Below are 12,016 nucleotides of genomic sequence, written 5' to 3' on the forward strand. Positions count from 1 at the left end.
TCCCGGCCTCCGCCGCGCGCGCGTGAGGGGTCAAAAAGTGTCGCCTGGGTTCGCCCCGGGCGACAGAAAGTGACCCCTCACGCTCGAGCGAGGAGGCCAGAGAGGGATGCCATGAGACAGACCGTCCTCCCACCTCGGGTCGCGCTGCCCGCTGCGGGCTTCGGGGTCGCAGCTCTCGTCGTGCTCTCGCTCTTCGTCGGGGCCTACGACCTGGCCGCCGACTCCTTCGGCGCCGAGATGTTCTTCATCTCGCGCGTGCCGCGTACGCTCGCGCTCGTCCTCGCCGGCTGCGCGATGGCCGTCTCGGGCCTGATCATGCAGCTGCTCACGCAGAACCGCTTCGTCGAGCCGTCCACCACGGGCACTTCCGAATGGGCCGCCCTGGGACTACTCGTCACGGTCCTCCTCGCCCCGGCCGCACCTCTGCTCGTGCGCATGGTCGTGGCATCCGTCGCGGCATTCGTCGGGACCATGATCTTCATCGGCATCCTGCGCCGGATCTCGTTGCGGTCCTCTCTCGTCGTGCCGCTCATCGGGATCATGCTCGGCGCGGTGGTCTCGGCGTTCACGACCTACCTCGCCGTGTCGACGAACTCCCTCCAGATGCTCGGGACGTGGTTCATGGGCAGCTTCACCTCGATCGTCCGCGGGCGGTACGAGGTGCTCTGGATCGCGGCGATCGTGGTCTTTCTCGTCTTCCTCTACGCCGACCGCATCACGGTCGCCGGCCTCGGTCGCGACATCGCGACCTCCGTCGGCCTCGATCACACGCGCGTGATGCTCATCGGCACCGGTCTCGTCGCCGTCGCCACGGGCGTCACGACCGTGGTCGTCGGCTTCCTGCCGTTCCTCGGATTGGTCGTTCCGAACCTCGTCTCGATGTGGCGCGGCGACAACGCCCGCGCCAACCTGCCCTGGGTATGCCTCGGCGGCGTGGCCATCGTCATCGTGTGCGACATCGTCGGACGGGTGATCCGGATGCCGTTCGAGGTCCCCGTGTCGATGATCCTCGGGGTCGTCGGGTCGGCGGTGTTCATCACCCTGCTCTTGAGGATGCGTGCCCGTGGCTGAGGTGCTGACCCGCCCCGCCCCGGCGATCCGGCTCGGCCGTCCGCGGGTCGCCGTGCGCTTCGGCATCCTGGCGCTCGTCGTCGTGGTCGCGGCCGTGGGCGTGCTGACCTGGAACGTGCCGGGCGAACCCGGCTCACGTGCCTTCTGGCTCGCCGTCAACCTGCGCGTCGTGAGCGTCGCGACCATCGCCCTCGTCGCCTGTTGCCAGGCGGTGGCGACGGTGCTGTTCCACACGGCCACGGCGAACCGCATCCTGACCCCGTCGATCATGGGCTTCGACGCGCTCTACGTCGTGATGCAGACCGCGCTCGTGTTCTTCTTCGGCAGCGCCGCGCTTTCGGCGACCGACGGCCTGCTCAAGGTCGTGGTCCAGAGCGTGCTCATGGTCGGGTTCGCCACGCTGCTCTACGGCTGGCTGTTCGCCGGCCGCCGCGGCAACCTCCACATCATGCTGTTGGTCGGGGTGGTGCTGGGGGTCGGCTTCGGCTCGCTCTCGACCGTCATGCAGCGGCTGCTCACCCCGAGCGACTTCGACATCCTCTCGGCCCGCCTCTTCGGCAACCTCTCCAACTCGGATGCCGATTACCTGCCGTGGGGTGCCCTGGTCGTCGCCGTGGTGCTCGTGCTCGTCTGGCGCGCGCGACACCGACTGGATGTCCTGGCGCTCGGCCGCGAGGCATCCGTCAATCTGGGACTCGCCTACCGGCGCGAGGTCGTCGCGATGCTCGTGCTCGTGGCCGTGCTCATCTCGGTGTCGACCACGATGGTGGGTCCGATGACGTTCTTCGGCTTCATCGTCGCGACCCTCGCGTACCAGCTCGCGGGCTCGGCGCAGCACCGCGTGGTGCTGCCGTTCGCGGTGCTGCTCGGCATGGCGACCCTGCTCGGCGGCTACTTCGTGCTGCGGCACGTGTTCTACGCCGCCGGGATGCTCTCGATCATCATCGAGTTCGTCGGCGGCCTGTTCTTCCTCGTCTATCTGCTTCGAAAGGGCAGCCTGTGATCTCGCTCACCGATGTCACCATGACCTACGGCGACCTCACCGTCCTCGGCCCCGTGACCCTCGACATCCCCGCCGGTGGGGTCACGGCCCTCGTCGGCCCGAACGGTGCGGGCAAGTCGACCCTCCTCACGATCGTCGGTCGTCTGGCGACGGCGACGAGCGGTCGCGTCACCATCGCCGGTCACGACGTGACGACCACGCCCGGTCGGGCGCTCGCGAAGATCGTGTCGATCCTCCGCCAGGAGAATCACTTCGTCACCCGCCTCACCGTGCGCGAACTCGTCGGCTTCGGACGCTTCCCGCACTCGCAGGGCCGTCTCACCGCCGACGACCACGCGAGGATCGACGAGGCCATCGCCTTCCTCGACCTGACCGAGCTGTCGGGTCGGTACCTCGACCAGCTCTCCGGCGGACAGCGCCAACGGGCCTACGTCGCTATGGTTCTCGCGCAGGACACCGACTACATCCTCCTTGACGAGCCGCTGAACAACCTCGACATGAAGCACGCCGTCGCGATGATGGGCCAGCTCCGGCGGGCTGCCGACGAGCTCGGCAAGACCATCGTCATCGTGGTGCACGACATCAACTTCGCGGCGGCCTACGCCGACCGCATCGTCGCGCTGTCGGACGGGAGGGTCGCGCACGTCGGCACGCCGGACGACCTCATGACCTCATCGACGCTCGAGAACGTCTTCGGCACGCCGGTAGAGGTGCGCCGAGACGGCCCGTACCCCTTGGCGGTGTACTACCGATGAGCCGTCATCGTCACAACTGGATGCCGTTGTCCTCGTCGTTCACGCCGACGTTCCGCCCGCGGCTCGACTCGTACGCGATGAGCCATCCCACCGACACGGCGGCGGCCAGGATCAGGCCGAGCCACACGTTCTGCCACACCAGGCCGAACACGATGCCGACGATGAACAGCACCACGCTGCCGAGGACCCAATACGTGCGTCCGCGCGGCCAACCCGTTCCCGTCTGCGTCATGCGCCCAGCCTAGGGGCAGCCCCCTCCACCCCGACCCGCACGCGAAAGAAGACCATGGCACGAACGAACGCCGCGCAGACGCGGCAGAAGCCCGAGAAGAGCGAACTCCTCACCCTCCGCGTGCGGGAGCGGCGACGCCTCTCGCCCTCGTTCGCTCGCGTGACGGTGATCGGTGACGATCTCGAGCGCTTCTCACCGCTGGGGCGGGACCAGTGGTTCCGGCTGTTCCTCCCCGTGTCCGAGGGCTCGCTCTCGCGCCTGCCGAGCAGGCTCGACACCCTCACGTACTTCCGATATCTCGCGATCGCCAAGACAGAGCGTCCGGTCCTGCGCAACTACACCGTCGCGGGGTTCCGTCCCTCGGGTGAGCACGGCCCGGAGCTCGACATCGACTTCGTGCTGCACGGCTCCGCCGCCGACGGGACCGCCGGCCCCGCGGCGACCTGGGCGGAGACCTGCCGCCCGGGTGACGCGGTCGCGATCCTCGACGAGGGCATCCTCTTCACCCCGGCCGCCGGTCTCACGGGACCCTACGCTCTCGTGGGCGACGAGACGGCGCTCCCCGCGATGGCCGGCATCCTGGCATCCCTCCCCGCTGACGCCACCGGCACCGCGATGATCGAAGTCCCGGATGCAGGGGACGTGCGCGACCTCGTCGCTCCCGCGGGTGTCGAGGTGCGATGGGTCGTTCGCGCGGACCCGCGCGCGACGCCCGGGACCTCGATTCGCGACGAGGCGATCGCGGCGGCTGCGGAAACACCCGCCTACGCGTGGGTGGCGGGGGAGCAGTCGCTCGTGGCCGCGATGCGCCGGCAGTGGGTGCGCGTCGGCGTCGACAAGCGTGCGATCTCGTTCACCGGGTATTGGCGGGCGCCGCGGGGTCACTGACGTCGCCGGGTCCTCGGTTCGCATCGCCCGGGCCCGCCCTTACCTCGCCGATGTCGGTGGGGCACGCGCTCGCTTCTCCCGGCGATACGGAGGCCGAAGCGGTCAGCGGTCGCGATGGTCCTCGGGGTGCAGTCGCGGGCCGCGGCGCGGTTCGAGTGCCGAGCCGAGGTAGATGAGCCGGATCACGCGCTGGCGGTGTCCCGCGAAGGGCTCGAGGAGCTCGAGCATGCCGTCGTCGTCGGTGCGGTGGCCGGTGAGGGCGTATCCCACCTGGTGCGCGAGGTGGTAGTCGCCCACGCTGACGGCATCCGGGTCTCCGAACGCGCGGATGCGGGTTTCGGCACTGGTCCAGATGCCGACCCCGCGAAGGCTGATGAACACGCGGTCGCGCGCTTCGCCGTCGGTGGCGGCGCTCGCCGCGCGCACGACGGACTCGCCGCGTCGCGCCGTCTCGACGATCGTGCGGGACTGCGGAGGCTCGAGCCCCGCGCGATGCCACGCCCACGACGGGACGTGACGCCACCCGTCGATGTCGGGCGGGGCGAACAGCGGCCGCGGGGTGGGACCGGGGGCGCGTTCGCCGTACCAGGTGACGATGCTGCGCCAGGCCGAGAACGCCTGGAGGCTCGTGACCTTCTGCTCCATGATGGCGCTGACCAGCGCGTCGAAGACGAGATCGGTGCGTCCGATGCGGAGGTCGGGGTGCCGCCGGTGCCACTCAGCGACCGAGGGATGCCGCGAGGCATCGAATCCGTCGGGATCGTCGAGCTTGCCGCAGAGCGCCGGCAGCTGGTCGAGCGCCCATTCGGCACCGGGGCCCCACGCCGCCGCGCGCACCGCGCCCCCGATGCTCTGGCGCAGGGCGAGTGTCGCGACGCCGAGCGGGGTGCGGCTGACGCGCCAGACGACGCCGCCGTCGCGCAGCGGCATCGACGAGAAGTAGGTCGGGTCGTTGCGGCCGTGCCGTTGGGCGGCGACGGCGCGACCGATGTCGACGGGCTGCGCGGGACGGTACTCGCCCTCGATCGGGCGATCGGCCGGGACCGGAAGCTCGCGCGGCGTCTGCCGCGTGCGCACCCCGGTCGATCTCATGCCGACACCCTACGTCGCCCCGCCGACATCGCGGCATCCGGGGCTTTTTCGCGCCCGCTGGAACGCGTGAGGTGCGGGGTGATCGATCAGAAGCGGTCGGGCGAGGGGGTGCCGTGACCGTAGCGGATCGAGACGTCGGCGTGACGGTCGAAGCGGTACCCCACGCCGCGCACCGTGCGCACGATGTCTTCGTACGCGCCGAGCTTGGCGCGCAGTCGGCGCACGTGCACGTCGATGGTGCGCTCGCCGGGGGCGTCGTCGTCGGTCGAGCCCTCCCAGAGGGATGCCACGAGCTCGGCGCGTTCGATCGTGCGACCCTCGCGCAGCACGAGGTACTGCAGGAGCTCGAACTCCTTGAAGGTGAACGCGGCCGACTCACCGTCGATGAGCACGCGCTTGCGCGAGATGTCGACGACCACGCCGCCGGGCGCACGGTCCTCTTCGGCGGGCTCGTCCTTGGTGCGGGCGACAGCGGACGGCTCGTGCAGGGCGAGGCGCACCACGTCGACGTCGCGGCCACCGGCTCCGGTCGGGGCGAGGGCGACCGTGGCGTACGTCTCGGCGGCGGGGGCGAGCTCGCCCAACGTGCGGCGCAGTGCCTCGACGAGCGTGCCGAGGCTCACTCCGGCGGCCGCGGCTTTCGCCTCGTCGATGCCGACGTAGAGGGCGAAACCGCGCGGGGCGGAACCCGCGGGGAGCGCGGGGCGGGCGGCCGGGGCGGCGGGGGCGGCTGCGGGGGCGGGCGCCGCGGCAGCCGGGGCCGGTGCGACGGCGGGACGCGCGGCGGGGTTCGCGGCGGGGTTCGCGGCGGCGGGGTGGATGACGGAGGTGGCGGGGCGGTCGAGAACAGCGGAGATCGACATGAGGATGAAGTCCTTGGGTGTGTGAACCCGGGCGTCGTCACGAGGCGGGGTTCTACGGGAGGTGAGAGCCGAGAGGCCGGTGCGCGGTGTCCGGACACGCGTGATCGACGCGCGACGCAGACGACCGGTGGACGATGTCGGCGTTCAGAAGCTCGAGATCGTCGGAGCGAGGGTCGCTGTTAGCGGCACATTCGACAACACATGACAACGCGGCCGGGCATCATCATGCCGGCAGTCCCGTTCGCCTCCCGGGCGGACAGAGAACGCGCATTGACAGTCATGGGGGGATTATGACGCAAGAAGTCCGGCGACGTCAAATCGCCCCCGATGTCGAGACCCGCGCATTCTGCTCAGTCGTGCGGGGTGAAGGTAAGAGCGGACCGTGCATTCTGCGCCAACGACGCCCGCTCCCCGTGGGCGGCGTAGCCTCTCGTCATGGCTGACCTGCTTTTCGCCGACGACAAGGCCGCGTCCCGTTTCACCCTGCATCGGGGCGACGATCTGGTCTCCGTTCTCGACTACCGCGACGACGGTCGCACCATTGCCCTCACCCGGGCGTTCACCATCCCGACCTTCCGCGGACACGGCTACGCCGCCGTCATCACCGAACGGGCTGTCGATGCCATCGAGGCGATGGGCGACCGCGAGATCCTTCCCGTCTGCTGGTACGTGGGGGAGTGGTTCGAAGCCCACCCCGAGCGTGCCGGCATCCTGAAGCAGCGCACCTGACTACGCAGTGCCCCGGCGGGCGTCAACCCCTGCCCGCGTGACGCGCGATGCCGGGATGCTGGAGGCGTCGAAAGGGGAAGTCATGACCGACGACCGCGACCTGCCCGAAGGTGTCATCAACGCCGACCCGCCCGGCGGGTGGGAGAGCGGCGCCGTCGCCGACGGCGAGACCGTAGAGCAGAACGAGAACGCGAAGGGGTCGTCGCGCCTGAACGACGCCGCTCCTTCAGACCCCATCGAGGGGGATGCCGCCAGCCAGGGCATCGACCCCGATATGAGCACGGAGGACTGACATGTCGGACGAGACCCGAGCCCCGGAACCTTCCACCGGCCCCGACGGCGGCGCGTCGCCCGCCGATTCGGTCGGCGGAGCCCTGCACGACGAGGGCAAGCGCGCGGCGCGCCCCGACGAGCAGTCGGAGCCGATCATGGACACGCACGAGACCGACGACGAGGCCCGCATCGCCGGAGTCGTCGTACAGACCCGTGCCGACGTCGGCGGCAAGAGCGACGAGCGCGTCGCCGAGGTGCTGCGTCAGCGCTTCGCACAGATCGGACTCGAACTCGGCGACGACCGCATCCGCGCCCTTGCGGCTGAGGTCAACGCCTCCTGAACCTCCCCCCGACGACGCCCCGGCCGATTCACGCGGCCGGGGCGTCGTCGCATGCGGACGAAAGGCCGTCGGCCCCGTGATTCCGCGGTCGGGGCGTTTGCTGCGAGCCGATGTCGGAGGGTCGACGTACCGTGTCTGCATGCGGATCCTGCACACCTCCGACTGGCACATCGGGCGCTCCTTCCACGGGCATTCGACTCTCGATGCGCTCTCCGGCGTGCTCGACGCCCTCGTCGCGCAGGTGCGCGAGCACGAGGTCGACCTCGTCATCGTCGCAGGCGACGTCTTCGACTCCGCCACACCCGCCGCGGCCTGCTATCCGCTGCTCTCGCGCACGCTCGGGGCGCTCGCCGATGCCGGTGCCCGCGTCGTGGTCACCAGCGGCAACCACGATTCCGCGGCTCGGCTGGGGTTCCAGTCCGCTCTCCTGCGTCCCGAGATCTCGGTCGTGACCGACCCGCTCTCGGTCGGCGTTCCGGTGACGGTGCACGACGAGCACGGTCCCGTCCACGTCTACGGCATCCCGTATCTCGAACCGGCGATCGTGCGCCACGCGTGGGAGGGGGTCGAGCTGCGAAGCCAGGCCCAGACGATGCAGCACGCCCTCGACCTCGTGCGTGCCGATCTCGCCGAGCGGGGCGGGCGATCGGTGGTCGCGGCACACTGCTTCGCCGCGGGCGTCGAATCCACGCCGGGGGTCGAGCGAGAGATCCGTCAGGGCGGGCTCGACGTCGTTCCGCTCCCCGCGTTCGACGGGCCCGACTACGTCGCCCTCGGCCACATCCACGGCCGTCAGCAGCTCTCCGATCACGTGCGCTACGCGGGCGCGCCGCTGCACTACAGCTTCGGCGAAGCGGGGAAGCCGCGGGGGTCGTGGCTCGTCGAGCTCGACGCCGAGGGACTCTCGTCCGTGAGCTGGATCGGCCTGCCCGTGCCGCGCCCGCTGGTGACGCTCCGCGGGCCGCTCGACGACCTGCTGACCGATCCCGCCTTCGACGGGAACGACGAGCACTGGGTGCGCGCCGAATACACCGACAGCACACCGCAGCCCGACCCGATGCGGCGCTTGCAGGCACGGTTCCCCTGGTGCGCCACCGTGGTCCATGCGCCGGCGGCGACGCGGCCCGACGAGGGGATCGGGTACGCCCAGCGGGTGCGCGCAGCGCGTGACGACGCCGAGGTCATCGACGCGTTCCTCGTCCACGTCCGCGAGGGCGAGGGCGCGTCCGAGGCGGAGCGTGAGCTCATCCGCGAGGTTCTCGACGCGCGCGCGCTGTCGGAGGCCCGGTCATGAAGCTTCACCGCCTCGAGCTCGAGGGGTTCGGCCCCTTCCTCGACACGCAAGTCGTCGACTTCGACGCCTTCGCCGACGACGGCATCTTCCTCATCACCGGGCGCACCGGTGCCGGGAAGTCGAGTGTGCTCGACGGTGTCTGTTACGCGCTGTACGGCGGTGTGCCGCGCTACGACGGCGCCGAGCGCCGCTTGCGCAGCGACCATTGCACGCCCGACGACCCCACCCGAGTGACGCTGGAGTTCAGCGCCGAGGGCGAGCGCTGGCGGGTGACGCGGTCGCCGGAGTTCGAGCGGCCCAAGCGTCGGGGCGGTGGCACGACGAAAGAGCCGCACCGCGCACTGCTCGAGGTACGCACCACCGAGGGATGGGAGGGGGTCGCCGCGCGTCCGGTCGATGTCGGCACTCGGCTCGACGAGATCCTCGGCCTCAGCCAGCAGCAGTTCCTGCAGGTGATCCTCCTGGCGCAGAACCGCTTCGCGCGGTTCCTCCTCGCCAAGAACGACGAACGGCTCAGCCTGCTGCGCACCCTCTTCGGAACGCGGTCCTTCGAGGACTACGCCGCGCAGCTCGACGAGAGGCGCAAGCGCTCTCAGGAGCGCCTCGCCGCCGAGGGGGTCGAGGTCTCGACCCTTCTCGACGAGGCGGAGCGCCTCGCGGGCGAGCTCGAGGCCGATCTCGCGGTGTCGCCGGGTCCGCTCTCGGCGGGCGACGAGCGAGCGGGTGAGGAGCCCGGTGGGAGCGAGGCGACGATTCCGGAGGCCCTCGCTCACCCGCCCGCCCCGCCGCCGCCCGTTGGGCCGCCTTCGGTGAGCGAGCGCTTGGCGCACGTCGTCCGGGCCGTCGAACGAGCCGACTACCGCGTCGAGACGCGTGAGCGTGAGCGCGATGCCGCCGACCTGCTGCTCGACAGTGCTCTCGCGGCCGAGCGCGAGGCGCGCACCCTGCGCGATCGCCAGCTCGACCGACTTCGGGTCCGCGAGCAGCTCGCGGCGCTCGAGGCCGAGACGGAGCGCGTCGCCGCGGCTCGTGCCGAGGCGGAGGCCGCCGGCGAGGCCGAAGCCCTGCGCGCAGCCCTCGACGCCGAGAAGCGGACGACGGCTGACCTCGCGGCGGCAGAAGAACGTCTCGCGACGGCGGTCGCTCGGGCGGAGGCCGTCGGTGAAGAGTCGGGCCTCGATGCGGATGCCCTCACGCGTCGCGATGACGAGCTCACAGGGTTGCTGGCCCGCGGGGAGGCGGCACTCGCCGCCGAGACCGCCCTGGCCGAGGCCGACGGCGATCGGGTCCGCGCCGCGACCCGGATCGCGAGCCTCGAGACCGAGCGGGACACCCTCGTGGAGGGGCGCGCCGACGTTCCGGGGCTCCTGAAGGCGCTCGACGATCGGCTCGCCGAGCTGGCGGGGGCGACAGCTCATCGCGAGGCCGCGGAGTCGCGGTGCGCCGAGACGCGGTCTCGCCTCGACGCGGCGCGAGAAGCCGAACGACTGCTCGCTCATCGGGAGCAGGCCGACATGGCGGCGTTGGTGCGCGGGGAGGACATGCGTAACGCGACGGACACGTGGACGGCGCTGTTACGCCGCCGCCTCGCCGGCGCCGCCGCCGAGCTCGCCCACGAGCTGGTCGACGGAGAGCCGTGCGCGGTGTGCGGTTCGCGCGAGCACCCGCACCCCGCGACCGGCGACGACGTCCCGGTCACCGACGAGCAGCTGGCCGCGGCAGAGACGCGCAAGAACACCGCGATCGAAGAAGACCGTCTCGCGTCCGACGCGGCCCGGATCGCCCGGGACGACTATGCCCTGGCCGCGGCTCGGGCCGGTGGAGAGAGCGTGGAAGCCCTGTCCTCCCGCCTCGAGGACGCGGAGCAGGCGCTCATCACGGCGCGGTCCGACGAAGCCGAGTACGCGCGCGTGCAAGCCGAGCGGACCCGTGCGACCGATCTCGATGCCGCGATCGCCGGCCGCCTCGACAAGCTCGCCGCCGACCTCGCTGCCGTTCGTCAAGAGGCGGCTCTGGCGATCCAGAGGGCCGACTCGCTCCGCGATGAGGTCGAGGCCGCGCGCGGCGCGTTCCCCACGGTCGTGGCGCGTCAGGCCGACCTGACCGCTCGCCGCACCGCCGTGCGAGCGCTGACGACCGTCCGCGCCGAGGTCGCGACCGCGACAGCGGCCCATCGGGAGGCCGCCGAGGCTCTGCGCCGCCTCGTGGCCGAAAGTCCGTTCGACACCGTCGACGCCGTCATGGCCGCCCTCCGTCCGGCTCCGGAACGGCGCCGACTCGACGAGACGATCGCCGCGCACGATGCCGCCGTCGCGTCCGCCCGCCAGCGGCTGCTCGACCTGGAGCTGCTCCTCGTCGACGCCGCTGACGAACCCGTCGACATCGCCCCGCTCAGCGCGGCGGTCGCCGCCGCCCGCGAAGACGTGCAGCGGGCCGCCGCCGCACACGCCTCGGCTCTGGCACTCGCCGACCGCCTGCGCGGTCTCGCCCACCGCGCCGACGCGGGGCACTCGGCGGTCGCGACGCTGGCCGACGAACACGCTGTCGTCGCGCGTCTCGCCGACACCCTCGCGGGGCGCGCGCCCAACACCCGGCGGATGACGCTCGAGACGTTCGTGCTCGCCGCCGAGCTCGAAGAGATCGTGGTGGCCGCGAACCTCCGCCTCGAGCAGATGTCGTCCGGGCGCTACCGCCTTCAGCACACCGACGCGCTCGCGGCTCGAGGAGCTGCCAGCGGTCTCGGTCTCGAGGTGATGGACGCGTTCACCGGCCAGTGCCGACCCCCGCAGTCGCTCTCCGGGGGAGAGACGTTCCTCACGTCGCTCTCCCTGGCCCTCGGCCTCGCCGAGGTCGTGACGGCGCGAGCGGGCGGCATCCGACTCGACACGCTGTTCATCGACGAGGGGTTCGGATCGCTCGACGACGAGACTCTCGACCTCGCGATGCGCACCCTTGACGAGCTCCGCCAGGGCGGGCGGACGGTCGGCGTCATCAGTCACGTGGCGTCGATGAAAGACCAACTGCCGGCGCAGCTGCGCGTCGTCGCCACACCGAGGGGGCCGAGCGTGATCACGCAGGATTCCGCGCTGCAGATCGCGTGAGAGCGTCTCCCTCGTCGTCCGCCTAGGCTGGAGACATGCGTAAGAGCACCCTGTGGACCGTCCTCGGTGTCGTCGCTGCCGTCATCATCGCGTGGATCATCGTGAACGTCGTGTTCTCGCTCATCACCTTCGTGTTCCGCGTCGTCGCTGTCGCGGTGGTGGCCGTCATCGTCTTCTTCGTCCTGCGCGCTGTGTTCGCTCGCCGCGACGTCGACTGACGCCGACACACCGAGAGAGCCCCGCCGGCGGCGCATCGTCGCTCTTCGTGCGGTTTACCCTCGACGCGAGCCCGCCACGCAACCCGGCGCGCGTCGCGATCCCGGTCTCCGTGCCGCCCGTTTCGCGCAAGCCCACCCGCGGTGTCCGACGTCAGG

At 71.1% G+C, this 12,016-nt stretch carries 13 protein-coding genes; 10 read left to right on the plus strand and 3 right to left on the minus strand.

What is annotated here, in order from left to right; all coding sequences use genetic code 11:
* Positions 1–111 precede the first annotated feature (111 nt).
* The 3 genes from AB0O24_RS08855 to AB0O24_RS08865 are packed head-to-tail and all read left to right on the plus strand — an operon-like array spanning position 112 to position 2,829.
* Positions 112–1,071, plus strand: a complete 960-nt coding sequence (locus AB0O24_RS08855; RefSeq protein ID WP_363374214.1) for an iron chelate uptake ABC transporter family permease subunit — start codon at positions 112–114, stop codon at positions 1,069–1,071.
* Entirely contained in the window at positions 1,064–2,074 is a 1,011-nt protein-coding gene (locus AB0O24_RS08860) for an iron chelate uptake ABC transporter family permease subunit (protein ID WP_363374217.1), read from the plus strand. The genes AB0O24_RS08855 and AB0O24_RS08860 overlap by 8 nt, the downstream gene beginning before the upstream one ends.
* Positions 2,071–2,829, plus strand: a complete 759-nt coding sequence (locus AB0O24_RS08865) for an ATP-binding cassette domain-containing protein (RefSeq protein WP_275801790.1) — start codon at positions 2,071–2,073, stop codon at positions 2,827–2,829. The genes AB0O24_RS08860 and AB0O24_RS08865 overlap by 4 nt, the downstream gene beginning before the upstream one ends.
* A gap of 10 nt (positions 2,830–2,839) precedes the next feature.
* On the opposite strand, the gene AB0O24_RS08870 is transcribed toward AB0O24_RS08865, so the two are convergent.
* Positions 2,840–3,061: a hypothetical protein gene (locus tag AB0O24_RS08870; protein ID WP_275801789.1), complete on the minus strand. Its 222-nt coding sequence runs from the start codon at positions 3,059–3,061 to the stop codon at positions 2,840–2,842.
* Positions 3,062–3,115: 54 nt separating this feature from the next.
* On the opposite strand from AB0O24_RS08870, the gene AB0O24_RS08875 reads away from it, so the two are divergent.
* The gene (locus AB0O24_RS08875) at positions 3,116–3,949 is read left to right on the plus strand and encodes a siderophore-interacting protein (protein WP_363374221.1); all 834 of its coding nucleotides are present in this window, start codon (positions 3,116–3,118) and stop codon (positions 3,947–3,949) included.
* A gap of 102 nt (positions 3,950–4,051) precedes the next feature.
* Here the strand turns inward: AB0O24_RS08875 and AB0O24_RS08880 are convergent, their stop codons facing one another.
* Positions 4,052–5,041 carry a DNA-3-methyladenine glycosylase 2 family protein gene (locus AB0O24_RS08880; protein ID WP_363374223.1) on the minus strand — a complete coding sequence of 330 codons (990 nt, stop codon included), beginning with the start codon at positions 5,039–5,041 and terminating at the stop codon, positions 4,052–4,054.
* Positions 5,042–5,127: 86 nt separating this feature from the next.
* On the minus strand, positions 5,128–5,904 hold the full coding sequence (locus AB0O24_RS08885) for a winged helix-turn-helix domain-containing protein (protein WP_363374226.1): 777 nt from the start codon (positions 5,902–5,904) through the stop codon (positions 5,128–5,130).
* Between the two features lie 435 nt (positions 5,905–6,339).
* On the opposite strand from AB0O24_RS08885, the gene AB0O24_RS08890 reads away from it, so the two are divergent.
* The 6 genes from AB0O24_RS08890 to AB0O24_RS08915 all read left to right on the plus strand — a co-directional run bounded on the left by AB0O24_RS08890 (position 6,340) and on the right by AB0O24_RS08915 (position 11,860).
* Positions 6,340–6,633: a GNAT family N-acetyltransferase gene (locus tag AB0O24_RS08890; protein WP_275801784.1), complete on the plus strand. Its 294-nt coding sequence runs from the start codon at positions 6,340–6,342 to the stop codon at positions 6,631–6,633.
* Positions 6,634–6,715: 82 nt separating this feature from the next.
* Complete coding sequence (locus AB0O24_RS08895; RefSeq protein WP_275801783.1) at positions 6,716–6,925, plus strand: hypothetical protein; 210 nt, start codon at positions 6,716–6,718, stop codon at positions 6,923–6,925.
* Between the two features lies 1 nt (position 6,926).
* The gene (locus tag AB0O24_RS08900) at positions 6,927–7,247 is read left to right on the plus strand and encodes a hypothetical protein (RefSeq protein ID WP_275801782.1); all 321 of its coding nucleotides are present in this window, start codon (positions 6,927–6,929) and stop codon (positions 7,245–7,247) included.
* Between the two features lie 139 nt (positions 7,248–7,386).
* Positions 7,387–8,541, plus strand: coding sequence for an exonuclease SbcCD subunit D (locus tag AB0O24_RS08905; RefSeq protein ID WP_275800533.1), 1,155 nt, complete (start codon positions 7,387–7,389; stop codon positions 8,539–8,541).
* The gene (locus AB0O24_RS08910; RefSeq protein WP_275800532.1) at positions 8,538–11,642 is read left to right on the plus strand and encodes an SMC family ATPase; all 3,105 of its coding nucleotides are present in this window, start codon (positions 8,538–8,540) and stop codon (positions 11,640–11,642) included. Before AB0O24_RS08905 ends, AB0O24_RS08910 begins: the two co-directional genes overlap by 4 nt.
* A gap of 35 nt (positions 11,643–11,677) precedes the next feature.
* A complete protein-coding gene (locus tag AB0O24_RS08915; RefSeq protein WP_275800531.1) occupies positions 11,678–11,860 on the plus strand; it encodes a hypothetical protein in 183 nt (60 codons plus the stop codon).
* The last annotated feature ends 156 nt before the right edge of the window (positions 11,861–12,016 follow it).

It is taken from the genome of Microbacterium sp. NPDC086615 (assembly GCF_040686055.1).
GTDB lineage: Bacteria > Actinomycetota > Actinomycetes > Actinomycetales > Microbacteriaceae > Microbacterium.